Source organism: Synechococcus elongatus PCC 6301, assembly GCF_000010065.1.
Classification (GTDB): domain Bacteria; phylum Cyanobacteriota; class Cyanobacteriia; order Synechococcales; family Synechococcaceae; genus Synechococcus; species Synechococcus elongatus.
In genome coordinates, this window is record NC_006576.1 from 1,935,478 (window position 1) to 1,953,359 (window position 17,882).

The 17,882-nt window shown below is 55.0% G+C and carries 20 protein-coding genes and 1 tRNA gene; 7 read left to right on the plus strand and 14 right to left on the minus strand.

Features of this window, described 5'->3' with window-relative positions; translation table 11 throughout:
* Positions 1 to 20: 20 nt before the first annotated feature.
* Entirely contained in the window at positions 21 to 1,094 is a 1,074-nt protein-coding gene (gene murG, locus SYC_RS09510; RefSeq protein ID WP_011378403.1) for an undecaprenyldiphospho-muramoylpentapeptide beta-N-acetylglucosaminyltransferase, read from the minus strand.
* A gap of 75 nt (positions 1,095 to 1,169) precedes the next feature.
* Here murG and SYC_RS09515 point away from each other — a divergent pair, with 75 nt between their 5' ends.
* The 4 genes from SYC_RS09515 to SYC_RS09530 all read left to right on the plus strand — a co-directional run bounded on the left by SYC_RS09515 (position 1,170) and on the right by SYC_RS09530 (position 4,444).
* Positions 1,170 to 1,949, plus strand: coding sequence for a hypothetical protein (locus SYC_RS09515; RefSeq protein ID WP_011378402.1), 780 nt, complete (start codon positions 1,170 to 1,172; stop codon positions 1,947 to 1,949).
* Positions 1,950 to 2,017: 68 nt separating this feature from the next.
* Positions 2,018 to 2,091: transfer RNA gene (locus SYC_RS09520), tRNA-Arg, on the plus strand.
* A 212-nt stretch (positions 2,092 to 2,303) separates the two neighbouring features.
* Positions 2,304 to 3,773, plus strand: coding sequence for a pyridoxal phosphate-dependent decarboxylase family protein (locus SYC_RS09525; protein WP_011378401.1), 1,470 nt, complete (start codon positions 2,304 to 2,306; stop codon positions 3,771 to 3,773).
* A gap of 74 nt (positions 3,774 to 3,847) precedes the next feature.
* Positions 3,848 to 4,444 (plus strand): peroxiredoxin, encoded by a 597-nt coding sequence (locus SYC_RS09530; protein ID WP_011378400.1) that lies wholly within the window; start codon positions 3,848 to 3,850, stop codon positions 4,442 to 4,444.
* Positions 4,445 to 4,567: 123 nt separating this feature from the next.
* Here the strand turns inward: SYC_RS09530 and gcvT are convergent, their stop codons facing one another.
* The 6 genes from gcvT to folP form a co-directional block, all read right to left on the minus strand.
* Positions 4,568 to 5,686, minus strand: a complete 1,119-nt coding sequence (gene gcvT / locus SYC_RS09535; protein WP_011244104.1) for a glycine cleavage system aminomethyltransferase GcvT — start codon at positions 5,684 to 5,686, stop codon at positions 4,568 to 4,570.
* Positions 5,687 to 5,815: 129 nt separating this feature from the next.
* Entirely contained in the window at positions 5,816 to 6,826 is a 1,011-nt protein-coding gene (locus SYC_RS09540) for a hypothetical protein (RefSeq protein ID WP_011244105.1), read from the minus strand.
* Between the two features lie 3 nt (positions 6,827 to 6,829).
* A complete protein-coding gene (locus SYC_RS09545) occupies positions 6,830 to 7,408 on the minus strand; it encodes a J domain-containing protein (RefSeq protein ID WP_155813915.1) in 579 nt (192 codons plus the stop codon).
* A gap of 141 nt (positions 7,409 to 7,549) precedes the next feature.
* Positions 7,550 to 8,236 (minus strand): response regulator transcription factor NblR, encoded by a 687-nt coding sequence (gene nblR / locus SYC_RS09550; protein ID WP_011244106.1) that lies wholly within the window; start codon positions 8,234 to 8,236, stop codon positions 7,550 to 7,552.
* Positions 8,237 to 8,280: 44 nt separating this feature from the next.
* Positions 8,281 to 9,198 carry an NAD(+) kinase gene (locus SYC_RS09555; RefSeq protein WP_011244107.1) on the minus strand — a complete coding sequence of 306 codons (918 nt, stop codon included), beginning with the start codon at positions 9,196 to 9,198 and terminating at the stop codon, positions 8,281 to 8,283.
* 99 nt (positions 9,199 to 9,297) lie between these two features.
* Positions 9,298 to 10,134, minus strand: a complete 837-nt coding sequence (folP, locus tag SYC_RS09560) for a dihydropteroate synthase (protein ID WP_011378397.1) — start codon at positions 10,132 to 10,134, stop codon at positions 9,298 to 9,300.
* A gap of 169 nt (positions 10,135 to 10,303) precedes the next feature.
* Between folP and SYC_RS09565 the strand changes: the two genes are divergently transcribed.
* The gene (locus SYC_RS09565; RefSeq protein ID WP_011244109.1) at positions 10,304 to 10,660 is read left to right on the plus strand and encodes a hypothetical protein; all 357 of its coding nucleotides are present in this window, start codon (positions 10,304 to 10,306) and stop codon (positions 10,658 to 10,660) included.
* 76 nt (positions 10,661 to 10,736) lie between these two features.
* Here SYC_RS09565 and SYC_RS09570 read toward each other — a convergent pair whose 3' ends face one another.
* The 4 genes from SYC_RS09570 to ruvA all read right to left on the minus strand — a co-directional run bounded on the left by SYC_RS09570 (position 10,737) and on the right by ruvA (position 12,585).
* Positions 10,737 to 11,009 carry a hypothetical protein gene (locus SYC_RS09570; RefSeq protein ID WP_011378396.1) on the minus strand — a complete coding sequence of 91 codons (273 nt, stop codon included), beginning with the start codon at positions 11,007 to 11,009 and terminating at the stop codon, positions 10,737 to 10,739.
* 137 nt (positions 11,010 to 11,146) lie between these two features.
* Positions 11,147 to 11,641: a PAM68 family protein gene (locus SYC_RS09575; RefSeq protein ID WP_011244110.1), complete on the minus strand. Its 495-nt coding sequence runs from the start codon at positions 11,639 to 11,641 to the stop codon at positions 11,147 to 11,149.
* A gap of 5 nt (positions 11,642 to 11,646) precedes the next feature.
* Positions 11,647 to 11,916 carry a 30S ribosomal protein S15 gene (rpsO, locus tag SYC_RS09580; protein ID WP_011244111.1) on the minus strand — a complete coding sequence of 90 codons (270 nt, stop codon included), beginning with the start codon at positions 11,914 to 11,916 and terminating at the stop codon, positions 11,647 to 11,649.
* Positions 11,917 to 11,961: 45 nt separating this feature from the next.
* Complete coding sequence (gene ruvA / locus SYC_RS09585) at positions 11,962 to 12,585, minus strand: Holliday junction branch migration protein RuvA (protein WP_011244112.1); 624 nt, start codon at positions 12,583 to 12,585, stop codon at positions 11,962 to 11,964.
* A gap of 244 nt (positions 12,586 to 12,829) precedes the next feature.
* Between ruvA and SYC_RS09590 the strand changes: the two genes are divergently transcribed.
* Positions 12,830 to 14,023 (plus strand): transaldolase, encoded by a 1,194-nt coding sequence (locus SYC_RS09590; RefSeq protein WP_011244113.1) that lies wholly within the window; start codon positions 12,830 to 12,832, stop codon positions 14,021 to 14,023.
* Positions 14,024 to 14,174: 151 nt separating this feature from the next.
* Positions 14,175 to 15,479: a type III glutamate--ammonia ligase gene (gene glnT / locus SYC_RS09595; protein WP_041677018.1), complete on the plus strand. Its 1,305-nt coding sequence runs from the start codon at positions 14,175 to 14,177 to the stop codon at positions 15,477 to 15,479.
* Here glnT and SYC_RS09600 read toward each other — a convergent pair.
* Genes SYC_RS09600 through SYC_RS09610 form a run of 3 tightly spaced genes read right to left on the minus strand, consistent with a single transcriptional unit; the run spans position 15,460 to position 17,881 of the window.
* Positions 15,460 to 16,563, minus strand: a complete 1,104-nt coding sequence (locus SYC_RS09600) for a hypothetical protein (protein ID WP_011244115.1) — start codon at positions 16,561 to 16,563, stop codon at positions 15,460 to 15,462. The genes glnT and SYC_RS09600 overlap by 20 nt on opposite strands.
* Positions 16,563 to 17,399, minus strand: a complete 837-nt coding sequence (locus SYC_RS09605) for a glycosyltransferase (protein ID WP_011244116.1) — start codon at positions 17,397 to 17,399, stop codon at positions 16,563 to 16,565. The genes SYC_RS09600 and SYC_RS09605 overlap by 1 nt, the downstream gene beginning before the upstream one ends.
* Before the next feature lie 32 nt (positions 17,400 to 17,431).
* The gene (locus SYC_RS09610; protein WP_011244117.1) at positions 17,432 to 17,881 is read right to left on the minus strand and encodes a hypothetical protein; all 450 of its coding nucleotides are present in this window, start codon (positions 17,879 to 17,881) and stop codon (positions 17,432 to 17,434) included.
* Position 17,882 lies beyond the last annotated feature (1 nt).

Genomic DNA, 17,882 nt, shown 5'->3' on the forward strand with positions numbered 1-17,882 from the left:
CTGGGGAGTTTTTTGTGGTTTTACAGAAGCGATCGCAGCAGATTGGCAACCTGTTCAGCGCTGTCAGCGACGTGGAGTTTGCCTGCGGCAGCCGCCATCTTCGGCAAGGGATTGGCGATCGCAGCGCCCAGTCGCGCCCGTAACAAATCCAAGATCTGCTGCTGAAGCTGCTCTACCGTCAGTTCTGATTGCGGGGCTAGGATCGCGGCCCCAGCCTTGGCAAAAATGCGGGCGTTAAAGGTCTGGTGATCTTCTGCGGCAAAGGGATAGGGAATCAGCAAGCTAGGCAATCCGGCCGCTGCCAATTCCGCCAAACTGCCAGCACCGGCGCGACTGATCGAAAAGTCGGCTCGATTCAAAAGCGGCGCAACGTTGTCGACAAACGACAGCTCGATGTACTGCGGATGTTGGAGCTGGCCGCGATCGGGATCTTGCTGGCCGGTCAGATGCACGATCCACAGGCCTGCTGCCAACCAAGCAGGAGCAGCAGCTCGCACTAACCGATTGATGGCGACTGCGCCTTGGCTGCCACCCATCACTAGCAAGACTGGCACATTCTCAGGAATTGGCAGACCATGCTGGCTGGGCTGATAAAACTGCGATCGCAACGGGGTGCCGACTACTTGCAGCGGCCGACCCGGTAGATACTCGCCAGCCTCGGCAAAGCCAAGGGCAACACGTCGACAAAACCGGCTAAGTAAGCGTGTTGTTTTGCCCGGCAGTGCGTTTGATTCATGCAGAACGACGGGAATTCCCAGACTCCAAGCGGCCGCGATCGCAGGACCCGCAATATAGCCGCCCGTCGTGAAGACTGCTTCGATTTGCTGTCGCTTCAACAGGCGTCGCACCTTAAAAATTGCGCCAATCAAGCGCAGCGCTGTCAACGGTCGCAGAAGCCAAGATCCCTGAAAGCCGCCGACGCGGATTGTATGGAGTGGATAGCGATCGCCCACCAATTGCGTCTCGAGGCGATCGGGCACGCCCAGCCAATCGATCTTCGCTTCAGGCAGTGCTTCAGCAACCGCTAGAGCCGGAAAGACATGGCCACCGGTGCCGCTAGCAGCAAAGAGGAGGCGCGGTTGAGCAACAGACACACGGGGACCTGACGACACAGAATCAGCGACTAGAATACCGTCATGCCTACTGCCCTTCTTATGACTGGGGTTTCCATGCTGCGCTCCTTTCGTCCGTTTTCCTTGGCGCTCTTCGCAACCCTTCTGATTGGGGCAACTCCGACGCTGGGGCGGGCTCAAACTCCAGCCGCTGCAACAGCAGTTTTCCAAAGCTTGGCGGATGCGGCGACTCGTCAAGATCCCAAAGCGATCGCCAATCTCTACTCTCCCAGCTTCCAGCCACCGGATGGTCTCGATCGCATGGGTTATGACTCTGCGATGCAGCGCTTTTGGAAGCAGTTTCCGGGGGCTCGCTACACGGTTCAAGTCCTGAATAGTCAGCCCAGCAGCAACGGTCTCCAGGTGGAAACCCTGACCAAGATTGAAGGCCAGCGGAAACAGGGCGATCGCACCTTCAAGTTAGCCTCAGAAATTAAGAGTCGCTGGCTGCTGCAAAATGGACGCCTCCAGCGCGAAGAAATTTTGAGTGAACGCAGCCGTCTGACCAGTGGCAGTAAACCACCGGAACTGACGGTCAATGCTCCAGCCACCGTGCTGACGGGCGAAAACTTCTCGTTTGATGCCTACGTTGATGGGGCGCTCAACGATGATCTGTTGGTCGGCGGTGTGACCGATGACCCAGTGGATCTGCAGCGCTTACTCAAACCCACAGCTTTCCGGCTGCAAGCGTTGACGGCTGGCGGCGTCTACAAACAAGCACGGGCTCCGCAGCGTCCTGGCAACTTTTGGATTTCAGCTTTGGTCGTCCGTCGGGATGGCCTGACGGTTGTCAGTGAGCGCCTGCGCGTCGTCGATCGTACCCGCCCTAACCGCTAGCGATCGCAGCAAATTTGTCGAGGCATTTGACAAAAGCCGTAACTCCTACTAGATTAGTAAATCGACGCGGGTTTGTAGCTCAGTGGATTAGAGCATTTGACTACGGATCAAAGGGTCGGGGGTTCGAATCCCTCCAAACCCGTCGCACAAAAGCCTGTCTAAGCATTGTCTTGGACAGGCTTTTTGCTTGAGCAGACTGACTGATTGCTGGCTGTCACTCCCACTCGGGCTAGGCCGAATGTGAGATCATGAAGCTGTCTTTGCAGCGGTGGCCGATCTGATTCTCTGCCGACGCTTCTTTTTTGGCAGCTTGCCCAACGCCTGCGAAGTTTTCCGCGACTTGAGAGCCGACGCTTGAATTCTTCTGCGCCTTTGCCGGAAACGGCTTTTTTGCGCCCGGATGGGAGTAACCGCGAGGCGATCGCGGCTGTAGCTCAGTTGGCGCTTGAGCAGTTACTCAATCTCGGTAGCCAGGCGGATCAGCGATCGCCCGTCCCCACTTGGCAAGGAAGCGAGCGACACGTCGGAATTCCGGCGCAGTCTGTGCCCTTGCCGGACCTACTGCAGCAACTGGAGCCGCTGCTGGCGCAAGCGATGAATCCAGCCAATCCGGGCTATCTCGGCCACATGGATCCGGTGGCGAGCACTGCGTCAGTCATTGGTGATGCGATCGCAGCACTTCTCAACAACAATTTGCTCAGCGTCGAGATGTCGCCCAGCTTCTCGCGCTTGGAAACGGCTGTCCTGCGAGAGTTAGCGCAACGGTTTGGGCTGGGGGACGAGGCTGGAGGATTGCTGCTGAGCGGCGGCAGTCTCGCCAATCTTCAAGCGATCGCCCTGGCACGCAATTGGGCCTTGCAGGTACAGGAAACTGGCCTGGCCGGACTAACTCAGAGACCAATTCTGTTTGCCTCTGAAGCTGCCCATACTTCGATTCAGAAAGCGGCGATGCTGCTGGGGCTAGGGAGCCAAGCCGTGATTCCAATCGCAACCGATCGCCGAGGTCGGATGCAAGTTGCCGCCCTCACAGAAGCGATCGCCTCGGCCCGCCGCCAAGGTCAGCGTCCATTTTGTTTGGTCGCAACTGCAGGCACCACCGTCACTGGCAGCATTGATCCACTCCCAGAACTGAGCGCGATCGCCCGTACTGAAGGGCTGTGGTTCCACGTTGATGCCTCCTATGGCGGAGCTGTGATCTTTTCGCCGCGCTATGCCCATAAGCTCCAGGGCATTGAGCAGGCTAATTCCGTTACCTTCAATCCGCAGAAGTGGCTCTGTGTTGCTAAAACGAGCGCTTCGTTACTGCTGCGCGACTGGTCGTTACTGACCGAGCACTTCCGCATTGCTGCGCCCTATATGGGTGAAGCTGACGACCTGATCAACCTTGGTGAAGTCTCTGTCCAAGGCACTCGACCGGCAGACATTCTCAAGCTCTGGTTGACGCTCCAACACTTCGGCGATCGCGGTTGTGCTGCGCTGGTGGAACATGGCCTACGACTGTGCCGCTGCTTTGTTGCAGAATTGCGCCAACGCCCCCAGATTCAAGTGGCGACCCCGCCCGATTTGAATATCCTCTGTTTCCGTTTGGCGAGCGATCGCCTGACTGCGGAGCTGCAGCAATTTCTCCTCGATCGGTACTTCTTCTTGTCACTGCCAAGATTCCGCGATCGCCTCTGGCTGAAGGCGGTGCTGGTCAACCCGTTTACGACGCCCGAACACATCCGCCAACTCTTTGGAGCGATCGATGCTTTTTGTCGCGATCGCCAGATCCAGCCGGATCCCCAAAGTCAAGACAACGAGATCACTTACTCACAGTCGTTATGAGTATGATATAAATGTTTACAGAGGTACTCAGCGATGCGAGTGCCCGTTGATATTTACCCGGAGCCGTGAGACTCATGACCGAAGGAGCCCTGCGCGTCGGCCAATTGGCCCCCGATTTTGAAGCGACTGCAGTCGTTGATCAGGAATTCCAGACGATCAAGCTATCCAATTACCGGGGCAAATACGTCGTTCTGTTCTTCTATCCCCTCGACTTCACCTTTGTTTGCCCGACCGAAATTACTGCTTTTAGCGATCGCTATGCAGACTTTTCAGCCCTGAACACCGAAATCTTGGGTGTCTCGGTCGATAGCCAATTCAGCCACTTGGCTTGGATTCAAACCAGCCGTAAAGAAGGTGGTTTGGGTGACTTGGCTTACCCGCTGGTTGCTGACCTCAAGAAAGAAATCAGCACTGCCTACAACGTGCTTGATCCGGCTGAAGGCATTGCCCTGCGCGGTCTGTTCATCATCGACAAAGAAGGTGTGATCCAGCACGCCACCATCAACAACCTGGCGTTTGGCCGCAGCGTTGATGAAACCCTGCGGGTGCTGCAAGCCATTCAGTACGTCCAAAGTCACCCCGATGAAGTTTGCCCCGCCAATTGGCAACCGGGTGCAGCGACGATGAACCCCGACCCTGTTAAGTCGAAAGAGTTCTTCGCTGCAGTCTAGGCGCTGTAATCGACGTTCTTTACTTCAATCTCTGAACTAAGGCAAGTGTATGGAGCTCAAGTGACTTGGGCTCCTTTTCTGTTAGATGGAAAGACCGATACTGGCTGTGATCGCGGGCTGAGATTAACGGAACTGGCTGCCACGGTAGAAGGGGCGCTTGACGACTGTGGCGGGCACCTGTTTGCCCCGAATTTCGACCCAGAGTTCCTGCCCAAGATTGGCCAAGGCGGGAGGGACGTAGGCAAGGGCGATCGCTTTGCTGAGGGTGGGCGACCAACTGCCACTGGTAACAATTCCGACCGTGGTATCAGCGATCGCAACAGGATAGCCATGTCGGGCAATATTCCGGCCAGGCAGCTCGAGGCCGACCAAGCGACGTTCGAGACCGTTGGTTTTCGCTTGCACAAGGCGATCGCGCCCGAGGAAGTCAGGATTCCGGTCGAGATGAACTACCCAGCCCAATCCAGCTTCGAGAGGATTGGTGTCAGTGTCCAGCTCATGACCGTAGAGCGGCATAGCGGCTTCCAGCCGCAGCGTATCGCGAGCCCCCAGTCCACAGGGCACAACCCCAGCGGCGGTCAGCTGTTGCCAGAGAGTGATCGCGGCTGCGGGCGGCAGCATCACCTCGCAGCCATCTTCGCCCGTGTAGCCGGTGCGGGCAACAAAGGCCGGTTGACCAGCGATCGAAGTCACCGTGTGGCTAAAGCGCGGCAGTTCTGCCAGATCGCAACTGACAAGAGGCTGAAGGAAAGCGATCGCTTGGGGACCTTGAATCGCAACTAACGCCAAGTCTTGACTGAGATCTAGGAGGGCGATTGCGGGCGGTAAATGCTCTGTCAGCCAGAGGCGATCGCTGTCAGTCGTCGCAGCGTTGACAATCAAAAACGCCTGTTCGACACCATCGACAATTCCCTGCCAGTAGACAATCAGGTCATCAAGGCAGCCTCCTGCTTCATTCAAAAGCACTGAGTATTGAGCCTGCCCCGGCAACAGAGTCGTCAAATCACTGGGCAGCAGACGTTGCAAAGCCGCCCGAAGGCCGGAGCCGCGCAACTGAAACTTGCCCATGTGGGAAATATCAAATAGCCCTGCTCGCTCACGAACAGCGAGATGCTCTTGCATGAGCCCTTGAAACTGCAGGGGTAACTCCCAGCCTGCAAACCCCGTGAACCGAGCTCCCGCTGAAGTGCACACTGAATGCAGAGGGGAAGACAAGAGAGAAACGGTCACAGTCAGAGTCACAAACCAGAACTATCCCAATTGTGCGTCAAAACTTCGATAAATTAGTGAATAAATTTGATGCTTAATTAATGGCTTTGAGAGAAAAACTACTTATTTTATCTTTGCAGGATGGATGTTCAGGTTACATTACTAACCACAATCTCTTTGAAGTTGTTCTAGTCGTTCAATTAAAGCCAGATATCGCTTTTGAGATTTAGGCTTATCGATCAAGTAAGAATGAACGTCTTGCAAATACTCAATAAAACTTTCAGGTGTACAAGGCTGACTCTGATATCGCAGCGTATGCCAGCGATGATAGCTATTATGAATTTCCTCTTTAACAACCAGAATATTGTCTATTTTAGTAGCTAAGTCACTCCGGCTAGACTTGCAGAAAATATGATGGCCATGCAAATCAAATTGAGATCCCTCTCCGCATACCTCTCCAGTGACTTGACAGCGATTACGAGCTAAACGCTTTGCATTTAAGATAGCCTGCGTAATTGCTTGTTCCTGTGACATCAATAGTTTGTACTGATAGTCAACACCATCAATAATAGTGTCACCAACAGCCTCTAGCCAAGATTGTCTTGACTTGTTTTTATTTGATTTTTTCATGTCTTTAGATAGCTTTAGAATACCAGTATTACTAAAGTATTCATCGGATTCAATATATGCTATATCTTTATTTGCTATTAAGATTTCAGCGCCTTCATAACCCCCTCCACCTTTTTTAATTCTGTCCATTGCACCATTAATCCCTTTGCCATTGGTTCCAAGAATAGAAATAGCACTTCTACGATGAAAAAATAAGGTGTCTGACACTACTGCTGTTGACCCTGATCTTGTTTCTTGGGCAATTTTGCGCAGAACTAAAGCTCTTCGGATACGTTGCTGACGATGAGTAAAAAATTCAATTAGGCGGTTGAGGATGCCGTTGCCTTCTGTGACTTCTAGGTATTTGGCTATCGCAACAGCACCTTGCTCATAGAAATGTCGAATTTTTCCACGAGTAATCCATTCAAAATGCTCGCCTTCGTTAAGCTCCCATTCATCATCTAGATTCGCATCAAACTTTTGACAAACCTTATAGAGTTTTGATTTGCTGATCTTTAGTGCAACTGCAGTCTCGTCATCTGTTAGCAAAGTGTATTGAGCCATAACTTATCTCCCAAACAACAAGGAATCGCGCATTTGCTGAAGTTTTGAAAAAACTTCTGGATTACCCCCAGCATCTGGGTGATGCTCTTTAGCTAGTTGTCGAAAAGCGCTTTTGATATCTTCCACAGTTGCTTTTTTAGGATCTAAGCCAAAGACAATCCAAGGTCGAAAGTTTTTGAGGACATCAATGCCATTGATGCAGTTGGGTCCCACTTCATTTCGTTCATCAGGTGGTACTGCTACCCATGCGCGATAGAGTTCGAGCCAAGGCTGCTTGAGCCTTAAGTCGTAGTCTCGACCTTCGATCGCAACTTGAAAGCCTTCTGATTTTTTGAGTTGGGTAACAGTTGAACAGTTAAATGCTTGGCAAACGCCTGCTTTCAACTGGGCTAGGCTCAAGGGTTTGACTTTAGTGACTGGTGGCTGTTTCCCAGTGCTACTCTTCCCGCGAGAAGAGACCTTTTGCGATCGCGAAAACTGGGCAAATTCTAGGAAAACCTGTCGATCAATCCCGTAGCGATCGGCCAATTCTGTAGCGCGATCGATGACAGATTGTGGCAGCGCAGTCGATTTTGAAGCCATGCAGACCATGCCCAAAGAGAGCCGCAAGCTTCTACAGCTTATGGGGCTTTGCTCCTAGGTCAGCGACTTCTTAAATAGAAGTTCATGTTTTGCGTCACTGCGGAGTGCTATTCAGCCTAATGAGAGGTCGATCGCTAAAACTTAGCTTTCGCGTAGGACATAACCGACGCCGCGCACCGTTTGCACAAGCCGTTTTTCGCCTTCGATCTCAATCTTGAGGCGCAAGTAGCGAATGTAGACCTCAATTACATTCGACTCGCCCATAAAGTCATAACCCCAGACATTCTCAAGAATTTGCTCTCGCGTCAGCACTTCGCGCGGATGCTCCATCAAAAAACGCAGAAGATCAAATTCCTTCATGGTTAGGTCGATTTGACGACCATTACGAGCAGCACGCCGCGTGGAAAGGTCGAGGGTTAAGTTGCTGAATTGCAGATGTTCTTGAGCAGCAGGTTCTCGTTGTAAATAGAGCTGGAGTCGCCGTAAAAACTCATCGCTGCGGTAAGGCTTTAGTAAATAATCATCAGCCCCTGCTTCGAGACAGGCAACGCGGTCTTCAACGGTATCACGACCCATCAATAACAGAATCGGAATGGTTAAGCCGCGATCGCGCAGCTGTCGGCAGAATTGCAGACCTGATTGGCCGCCCGCCATGCGATCGACGATGACTAAATCAGGCTTCTGAAGATCGATTTGTGCAAATAAATCCTGCTGAACATTGGCGAGAGAGGTTCCATAACCGGCCTGGAGTAAGTCGCCTGCCATTTGTTGAGCCAAGCTGGAATCTGACTCGATCAATAAAATGTGTGGCGAGGCTGGCGCGATCATAGTTCTTCCTCACTCAGTAGCAGTCTCAGTAAATGAGTGTGCCCCTAGCTTTGATCGGGTGCGCTAGGCTTGGCAACATGGGGAAGTCCCCAACCCAACTTTTCTCGCAAAACTCGAAAGAATTCATTTGGCTGCAAACGAATAAACTGCGCAGGGTAGCGCGATCGCTGGATTAACACCCGGTCTTCTGGCCAAACATAGCAACCGGCATTGCCATCGACCACCATCATCAAGCGTTCCGGTGTTGCTGGAAAAATGGTCATGGGTTCCCGATTCGCAAAAACCAAGGCGCGTGAGGCGAGGGAATGCGGACAAATCGGCACCAATTGAAAGACGGGAACATCCGGGGTCACAACAGGACCACCAGAGCTGAGAGAGTAAGCAGTTGAGCCCGTGGGCGTAGAAACAATTACCCCATCCGCCGCAATATCAACCGGAACATGTTTGCCGATCGCCACCTCAAAATGACACATACTTGTCAGTGGCTCACGGTGTAGTGCCATTTCATTCAATGACAGTGCTTCCCACCGAATCAACTCACGGCGCAACACTTTGACTTCCATCATCGTGCGCTCTTCGATGCTGTATTCGCCTTTGCAAAGCTGCTCAATCGCAGCGGGTAAGCTGTCGAGATAAGCCTCAGCTAAAAATCCTAAATGTCCCGTATTGACAGTCAGCATGGGTACGCCAATCGGAGCTAGTTGCCGAGCTGCTGCGAGGACTGTTCCATCACCTCCCAAGACGATCGCCCAGCGGAGACTCGCATCAAAGCCGCGTGGCACTAAACTCTCGACGGGGGTATGGCAGATGACGGTGTCGGGATTGGAATAGCCCAGCAAGCCGGACTGGCTTGTTGCTAAACGGACACCCCAGCCGCGATCTTGGAGTTGCTGCTGCAATTCTTCAGCGATCGTGCAGGCTCTCGGTTTGCTGTCGTTGTAGATAATGCCAACATCTGGCACGCGAGTACTGCACGCTAAAGGCCAATTGCAGTTCCGATTTTATCAGGGCTTGGGAGTCCCGCTGTGCTCGCGGGGATCAGGGTGGTTCCTGATCCAGATTTAGGGCGATCGCCAGATGGCATCGGCCACTCGAGCCACATCGACCATCGCCGCCACATCGTGAACTCGTAAAATATCGGCTCCTTGGGCGATCGCTGCGCTACAAGCCGCTGCCGTCCCCCAGACGCGTTGCTGGGGATCGGGCTGATTAAGGATTTTGCCAATAAAGCTCTTGCGGGAGACACCTACCAACAGCGGGCAGCCGAGCGTGGTCAATTCTCGCTGACGTCGCAGGAGTTCCAAGTTTTGTTCAGCCGTTTTGGCAAAGCCGATCCCCGGATCGAGAATAATCCGCTCCGGTTGCACCCCCGCCGCGATCGCTGCCTCACGCCGTTCTACCAAGCTGGTTTGTACGGCTGTGACGACATCGTCGTAGTCGGTCAGTTGCTGCATGGTTTGTGGTGTGCCGCGCAGATGCATCAACACGATCGGTGCCTGCCGTTCGGCTGCCAGTGAGAGAATTTCAGGCTCGAAAGTCCCCCCGGAAATGTCATTGATCCAGTCTGCACCTGCTGCGAGGGCTGCAGCCGCGACCTCTACCCGCGTTGTATCGACCGAGAGGATCGGCTTTGATCCCAGCTCTGCCCGCAGCGATCGCACAACAGGGATCACCCGCGCTAGCTCAACCGCCAAGGGCACGGTTTCGGCTCCCGGGCGAGTTGACTGACCACCGATGTCGAGAATGTCCGCTCCGGCTTGCCAGAGCGCTTGACCTTGGGCAACGGCGATTGCGGGATCTAAGAACTGGCCACCATCGCTAAAGCTATCGGGCGTCACGTTGATCACCCCCATCAGGTAGGTCCGTTGGCCCCACTGCAGGGTTGAGCGATCGCTCATCAGTTAATTCCTTGCCACAGCACTGCAGTGTAGGCTGAATCAGCACGGATTTTGCGACTGCTGCTTTCCCAGGGCGATCGCTTGCTACGGTCCGTAATCTTGCGAAGCCAAGCATGTGTCGGCACGGCCTGCCGTGATAGTCTGTCTCAAGTGAGACTGCTGCGAGATTGTGAATAGCTCCTTTGGCTCGACCCCGGATGGCCTCCTAGAAATTGAAGCAGTGCAAAAAGCGATCAATCGATCGCGTGCCTCGGTTTACCGCTACATCAACAGTGATCGCCAGCAGCTCAACCCACCCTACGACCCTCGCAAACTGAATCCAGAGTTGCGGACTGACCATCGCGATCCCCTGCTCTTTCACCCCAACGAAGTCGCGCGCTTTGCCCGCGATGTCCTCAAAATTCGCCAAGTCACGGTCGAAGTCCTCAACGCACCCCAAACTCAAACCCAGGAATTGCTGACGGAGATTTTGGCAGAATTGCGGCTATTACGGCAGCTCTACGAGGCGCAATTGCCGCAGAAATAGCCTGCCCTAATCAAGACCCAGCGATCGCTCTCGCCTGAGCCTCGATACACATCACGGGTGCGATCGGAATACCGAGTTAGAAGCGCCCGCCCCCGCCGCAATTCGCTTGCAGAACGGCCGGCACGGTTTGACCCAGATTGACGTAGGCCTGTTGAATTTCGGAGCGCTCAACGGTGTTGAGGGTGCAGAAGTTGTCATTACCTGTAACAAAGCGCCGGTTAGCATCTTCGACAATTTCCGCATCGCTGTTGGTCGCAGCATTGGGAGTGGTATTGGATGGCGGAGGATCTGCCGCGATCGCAGTAGAGACCAGACCGGTGAGGGCGATCGACAAAAGGAAAAACTTCATGGTTTTCTGTCAGCCACGATGGGGCTATTGTTCCCCAAGCAAAAAGCCAACCCGACTTGGATTGGCTTCAACGCAGATCTCAAATAATTCGCGTTCGTGGTCCTGTAGCCAAGCTAACGATTCGCTGTATCCCTGGGTCAGGAATCGGATTTGGCTTGCTGGCGAGCAGCTCTCGACTCACGCCAAGCGGTGATCATCCGACCACCATTCAAACGAAACTCATCCCAGCCCAACAGGCTACCGTCTTGTTGCTCATCCCACGAGGCTGAGAGCAAACCGTAGGTCAAGCCCAGCACTCCTAGGCCGAAGCAGCCCATGGAAGCAAGGACCACCGCAGACGTTGGCAAGGGGATAATTTCGCGGCTAACGAGCCAGTAGCTCAGGAAGAACACGGCGACGCCCAAGCCCGTTGGCACCCCGGAGAAGGCTAATATGCGGCGCAGCATTCGCTGGCTAACAGCGTCAGGAATGCGCGTTTCCTCTAGCTTGGGTTGCGATCGCGAAACCTTCGATGACTGCTTAGGCTCTGACGCTTGAGTGGCGACAGGGGCTGGAGCCGCCGCCGCTTTGGCTGGCTTCGCTTTGCGCCGCTTGGGCTCAAACGGCAACCGGTCAGGCGTTGGTTTGCTCATCGGCCTTAGCCGCGGATACCGAGGCGCTCGATCAGGGCTTTGTAGCGATCGCGGTCTTGCTTGAGGATGTAAGCCAGCAGGCGTTTCCGCTGACCGATCAACCGCAGCAGACCTGTGCGGGAGGCAAAGTCTTTTTTGTTTTGCTGCAGGTGTTGGCTCAGGCGGCTAATCCGCTCGCTCAACACGGCCACTTGCACATCCGCCGAGCCAGTGTCGGTGGGGTGGATCTGGTAGGCCTCAAAAATTTCCTGCTTACGGGCTTGGGTCAGGGACATGGAACTCAGTCGCGCTTCAGCAAACTCTGATAGTAGCATGGCCGATCAACGGCTAAGCCATGCGATCGCTTCACGAATCCAATCTTCGGCGGGCTGCCCCGACTGGACAAGATTTTCTTGGGCGATCGCGGTCAAGGCTTGCAGGATTTCGCGATTGTTGTATCCCAGCGCCAGCAGGGTCATTTCCACATCCTCCTGTACTGCTGCGATCGGGGCTGCCGTCGCACTGGGGAGCAGGCCCGCCTCTTCGCGCCACTCCGCTAATTTGCTACGCAACTCCAAGGCGAGTCGTTCTGCGGTCTTCGCACCAACGCCGGGAGTCCGGCTCAGCAGACGCGTATTGCCCGCCACGATCGCCTGCACTAATTCCGCCAGACTTAAACTGTCGAGCAGCGCTAGCCCCAACTGGGGGCCAATCCCGCTGACGCTGATCAGCTGCCGAAACAGATCGCGCTCTGCCATTTGCAAGAAACCAAACAGCAGCCACTGATCTTCTCGGACCTGAAGATGGGTGAACACTTGTAGGGATTGACCAGCGGCAGGCAGCTCTACCAGCGATCGCGCTGGTGTTTGCACTTCGTAGCCAACTCCCTGCACATCTAATAAGAGCAAGAGTCGGCCGCTCTGCTTGCGAACGCCAGCCAGAGAACCTTGGAGATAGCCAATCATGACGGTCTGCGGAGTCAATGCCTGCGATCGCTAATCCTACGGGGCGGCGATCGTGAAATGACCGGTTGCTCCCACCCTAGGATCCTGCCTAGAAATGTCCTGCAGCGACCGATCCCAGATGAGACGGTTGTAATTCTCTCTAAACATTCGAAAGGAAGTCTGAAGTTCTGAGGGGATCGCCCGACGAATCGAATTGGGCTGGTTAAGCTGAAAGGGCCGCAAATCAAGGCTTATTGAGGCAGTTATGGCAGCGAATTTACTCGAACAACTCCGCGGAATGACGGTGGTTGTCGCAGACACCGGCGGCATTCAGTCGATCGCGACGTTCACCCCTCGCGATGCCACCACCAACCCTTCTCTGATCACAGCCGCGGCGCAAATGCCGCAGTATCAAAGCATTATTGATGACACGCTCCGCCAAGTTCGGACTGAGCTAGGCGCAGAAGCCCCTGTAGAAGCGATCGTGGCTGAAGCCATCGATGAACTGTTTGTCGCTTTTGGCTTGCGCATTCTCGAAATTGTGCCAGGGCGCGTTTCCACAGAAGTTGATGCTCGGCTCTCCTACGACACCGAAGCCACGATCGCTAAAGCCCGTAAGCTGATTGGGCTGTACGAGCGGGCAGGCATCCGCCGCGATCGCGTGCTGATTAAAATTGCCTCAACTTGGGAAGGCATCCGGGCTGCTGAAGTCCTGGAAAAAGAAGGCATTCATTGCAACCTGACCCTGCTGTTTGGCTTCCACCAAGCTGTGGCCTGCGCTGAGGCCGGCGTCACCCTCATCTCGCCTTTTGTTGGTCGCATCCTCGATTGGTACAAGAAGGAATCCGGACGCGACGCTTTCCCAGGGGCAGAAGATCCGGGCGTCCAGTCCGTCACCCAGATTTACAACTACTACAAAAAATTCGGCTATGCGACGGAAGTGATGGGCGCTAGCTTCCGTAACATCAGCGAGATCATTGAACTGGCGGGCTGCGACCTCCTGACGATCTCGCCGGGGCTACTGGAAGAGTTACGCCAGACCGAAGCGCTACTGGAGCGCAAGCTCGATCCCGCGATCGCTGAAAGCCTTGAGCTGGAGCAAATTCACCTCGATCGCGATCGCTTTGCTGAACTCCACCAAGCCGATCGCATGGCCAATGAAAAGCTAGACGAAGGCATTCGTGGTTTTTGCAAGGCGATCGATACCCTCGAAGGCTTGCTTAAGCAACGACTAGCCGTGCTGGAAGGCAAAGCCGTTTTCCACCACGCTGCCCACGAAGTTTTCAGCGTCTGCGACCTTGATGGCGATGGCTTTATCACCCGTGAGGAATGGCTGGGCAGCGATGCTGTCTTTGATGCACTCGACCTGAACAAGGACGGCAAGCTCAACGAAGAGGACTTGCTCGCCGGTCTCGGGGCTACCTTGCAAATGGCGGGGCGAGCGGTTGCGACCGTCTAAAAAGCGCTGACGCTGTGTTGATCGAAGACCTCAACTTGCCGTGATCGCAGTGGGTTGAGGTCCATTTTTTGTGGGATCTCGTCCGTCTCGAACAAAATCCTGAGTCTGGACTGCCTAGGATAGCCGGGACTTTGTGGGTGTGGAACGAGACATGGATTCTTTGGCAGCCTTGGCGCGCGATCGGGGCATTCGTTACTTTCTGATTGCCTTCACCGATCTATTTGGCGTACAGCGAGCCAAGCTGGTGCCAGCCAGCAGCATCGACCTCATGGCCACTAGTGGTGCGGGCTTTGCCGGTTTTGCAGCTTGGCTTGATCTCAGCCCAGCGGATGCGGACGTTTTAGCCATTCCCGATCGCGACAGTCTGTTCCAACTGCCTTGGCAACCGGAAGTCGCTTGGATGCCAGCAGATCTCTACCTCAACGATCAACCGCTGGAGCAAGCGCCGCGCTGGGTACTAAAGCGGGTTCTCTCGGTGGCTGAGTCCCTCGGCTATCGCCCCAAAACAGGGGTGGAGTGTGAGTTCTTCCTTCTGGATGAAACCGGAGATGCGATCGCTGATCCGCGCGATCGCCAGGCGAAACCTTGCTACGACCAGCAGTCCCTGATGCGGCGCTACGACCTGATTACCCAGATCAGTGAAGCGATGGAGGAACTGGGCTGGGGGCCGTATCAAAGTGATCATGAAGATGCCGACGGTCAGTTTGAAATGAACTGGACCTATGCGGATGCGCTAGTCACTGCCGATCGCCAGGCTTTCTTCAAGTACATGGTCAAAACTCTCGCGGAACGGCAAGGATTAAGGGCTACCTTTATGCCCAAGCCCTTCGCGGATTTGACCGGCAATGGTTGCCACATGCACCTTTCACTCTGGAATCGGGAGGGCACAACCAATACTTTTGTCGATCCGGTTGCGACTGCTCCCCTCTCGACCCTGGGCTATCAGTTTATTGGTGGATTGCTGCATTCGGCGGCATCCCTCTGCGCCCTCACCAACCCAACCATCAACTCCTATAAGCGGATTAATGCACCGGCGACGACCTCGGGTGCGACTTGGTCTCCGAACGGTATTAGCTACAGTGGCAACAACCGCACCCACCTGATCCGTATTCCCGATGCCGGTCGCTTTGAGTTGCGACTCGCCGATGGGGCTGCTAACCCTTACCTGTTGCCTGCTGCCGCGATCGCTGCCGGCTTAGATGGTATTCAGAACAAACGCGATCCAGGCCCCCGCTACGACAATGACAACTATGCTCAGCCCTTACCACCCGGCACAGTTCCGACCTTGCCCGAGCATTTGCTGGATGCCCTGCGATCGCTACAAGAAAGCACTGTTCTCACCGAAGGTTTGGGAGCTGCGTTCACAAGTGCATACCTCAAGCTTAAGCATCAGGAATGGCGCAGTTTTTGTGCTGAAATTACCCCTTGGGAGCGCGCTACAACCTTGGATTGCTAGCCCCATTGCCCACCTGTAACCAGCGTTGTAACTGCTGTTCTTCGTGGCGGCGTAAGCGTTGCCCTTTGCGGGTAAATTGCCGCCGCACGATCGCCGCACCAAACCCCAGTTGTACGTCGGCCCCGAGGGCTTGAAGGGGTACTGCAGCAGAACTGACGGTAAAGACGGGCAGTCCTTGTAGATCGGGCAATAGGCTCAGCAGAATCACTTCGATTGGCCAAAAGGCGAGTTGCGAATCCTGAAGCACTAGGGGTTCAACCCCAAGGTCAGCGATCGCGGTTGTCAGCTGCTGGAGTTTGGTGGCACTGTCTCGGGGATGGGGTTTGAGTAGCAGGGCCGACGGGAGTGACTGGTCAGCCAAAAACTGGCGATAGGCTTCAATCTCAGCCGTAAGGCTGATGTAGGCGCCGTCAGCTTGCTCTGAGAGGTTGGCTGTCAGCAATACGCCCCACTCTCGCTGAGCCGTCAGTTGTCTCAAACTGGCGATCGCTTGTGTGGGTAAGGCGTTGGCAAGGGTATGTAGGTAGTCCTCAAGGTCAGACAAAGGGACTGGCTGGCTGGGGAAGGGAGGTTGGCGATCCCCTGAAAAGATGAAATGACCACCATCGGCTGGAAGTGGTTTGGTAGCTGGTGACCACCAAGATCGCAGCCGCGATCGCCAGCCCCGCCGCTGCTGCAGCACAGAGTCGGCAGCCACGTAGACCCCCAGCCCATCGCCGTAGCACAGGCAGCGTGCTGTTGGATAAAGCTGTCGCAGAAGTTGTTCTTTCGGACGCCAGCCGGTGGCCAGCCACAGTTCATCGACGGTCTCGAGTCCAATCTCTTGTCGGAGTTGTTGTTGTTCTAGAGCTGATAGGGAGCGCCCCAGCCAACTGGTAAACCGCTCGGGAGCGATTGCTGATCCCGTCAAACCCGGCTGGAGCTGGGTTGCCATGCGGGCAACTTCGGCAGAGAAAGCCGCAAAACGATCGCGCGGTGCCCATCCCGAAAAGCAGTAGCGATCGGCTTGGAGTCCTTGACTGCGGAGCGCGGCGATCGCCGCAACCAGTTGGGCACTGCCAGGACAGTCGATGAGTCGCCGCATCAGACCTTGACCGGACGCAGTTGCTGCTTAACTTGGCGCAGCCAGGACCGCAAACGCTGCCGAGTCAGCCAGCGCGGTCGGTTGCCTTCTCGGATATCGTCGCGGACGTTGAAGCGCTTAATCGCTTGGCTAATTTCTGTGTCTGTGAGGATGCCGGAGTCGAGTGCCTGCTGCATGGCCTTGAACCAGAGGTCGCCGTAGGGATGACCGGGTCGTTTCCAAGGCTGACGCTTGAGGTCGGTGTAATGGATCAGTCGAGTTTCGCGATCGGCAAAGTCAAAGCTATTCCAGCGTGGATCCAGTGCCCCGATCTGATAGGGGCGTTTGTTCAAAAAGCGCGGTCCCATGCAGGGCAGATCGCGATAGTCGTAAACACCGGCTTCCAGTTCATCAATGAACTGTTCGAGGGGAAATCGGCAGCGATCGCAATCAAACAGGACGACACTCAAACCCCAGAGAGCACCAGCGCGATCGGGATAGGCTTCGGCTTTGGCGAGGAAGTCTGCCCCTTCCAGATCAGTGTCAAACAGTTCGCCAATATCGTGTAGGCAAACCACATCGGAGTCGATGTAGATGGCGCGGCCTTGGTAGCCGCAGAGTTCTGGAATCAAAAAACGGTAGAGGCTAAACTCCGTCGCATTCCAGTACTTGACCCGCAGTGACATGGGGGCGGGACGGGGTGGCTCTCCTAAAACCTCTAGGGCGTTGTGGGTGCCGTTAAACGCCGTAATTGCCAACGGGCGATCGGTCATCCGTTGTAGCGAATCGATCGCCACTTGCCGCTCAATGCGGCTGGCTTCTCCGGAACCAATGAAGATGCGAATGGGATCGGCCATGGGGATATCCCCAGCGAGGGTTATCGCCCAAGCTACTGTGCTGCTGGAGCTGACAGCAAGCCCGATTGTGCCGCTGGCAGAGGTTGCCGCATCGCAGCCTCAGGTGGGGGTGGAATAATGCCGTAGCCCTGCCACTCGGGCTCAGACTCCCCGCGACAATCAACGCGAAGGCCATAGCGTGCCAATTGATAGCGATACTCTCCGGTCAGGCAGTCGTTATCACCATTGGGAATCAAGTTTTGGTCGATCGCATAGCGGATAGCGGCCTCAACCGTCCGATTCGGCGTGGTCTGAGAGTCAGGGGTCGCGAGTGGCAGTGCCCCCTGGGCCTGCAGAGCTTGTAGACGGGCCTGATGTTCAGCAAAGTCCCATTGAATCCGAAGCCCCATACAACCGAGAAAACCTAGGGCGATTGTGATCATCACGATCGGTTCTCGGTAGCGTTGCCAAGTTTTCTGCAGAAAGCGCGATCGCACAGTCATG

Coding starts and splice junctions, on each gene's coding strand:
- SYC_RS09600 (WP_011244115.1), bottom strand. CDS start 16,563: ATGCGGCGACTCATCGACTGTCCTGGCAGTGCCCAACTGGTTGCGGCG.
- SYC_RS09610 (WP_011244117.1), bottom strand. CDS start 17,881: ATGACTGTGCGATCGCGCTTTCTGCAGAAAACTTGGCAACGCTACCGA.
- rpsO (WP_011244111.1), bottom strand. CDS start 11,916: ATGTCCCTGACCCAAGCCCGTAAGCAGGAAATTTTTGAGGCCTACCAG.
- glnT (WP_041677018.1), top strand. CDS start 14,175: ATGGATTCTTTGGCAGCCTTGGCGCGCGATCGGGGCATTCGTTACTTT.
- SYC_RS09570 (WP_011378396.1), bottom strand. CDS start 11,009: ATGAAGTTTTTCCTTTTGTCGATCGCCCTCACCGGTCTGGTCTCTACT.
- SYC_RS09545 (WP_155813915.1), bottom strand. CDS start 7,408: ATGGCTTCAAAATCGACTGCGCTGCCACAATCTGTCATCGATCGCGCT.
- SYC_RS09590 (WP_011244113.1), top strand. CDS start 12,830: ATGGCAGCGAATTTACTCGAACAACTCCGCGGAATGACGGTGGTTGTC.
- ruvA (WP_011244112.1), bottom strand. CDS start 12,585: ATGATTGGCTATCTCCAAGGTTCTCTGGCTGGCGTTCGCAAGCAGAGC.
- SYC_RS09605 (WP_011244116.1), bottom strand. CDS start 17,399: ATGGCCGATCCCATTCGCATCTTCATTGGTTCCGGAGAAGCCAGCCGC.
- SYC_RS09515 (WP_011378402.1), top strand. CDS start 1,170: ATGCTGCGCTCCTTTCGTCCGTTTTCCTTGGCGCTCTTCGCAACCCTT.
- nblR (WP_011244106.1), bottom strand. CDS start 8,236: ATGATCGCGCCAGCCTCGCCACACATTTTATTGATCGAGTCAGATTCC.
- SYC_RS09575 (WP_011244110.1), bottom strand. CDS start 11,641: ATGAGCAAACCAACGCCTGACCGGTTGCCGTTTGAGCCCAAGCGGCGC.
- SYC_RS09530 (WP_011378400.1), top strand. CDS start 3,848: ATGACCGAAGGAGCCCTGCGCGTCGGCCAATTGGCCCCCGATTTTGAA.
- SYC_RS09540 (WP_011244105.1), bottom strand. CDS start 6,826: ATGGCTCAATACACTTTGCTAACAGATGACGAGACTGCAGTTGCACTA.
- folP (WP_011378397.1), bottom strand. CDS start 10,134: ATGAGCGATCGCTCAACCCTGCAGTGGGGCCAACGGACCTACCTGATG.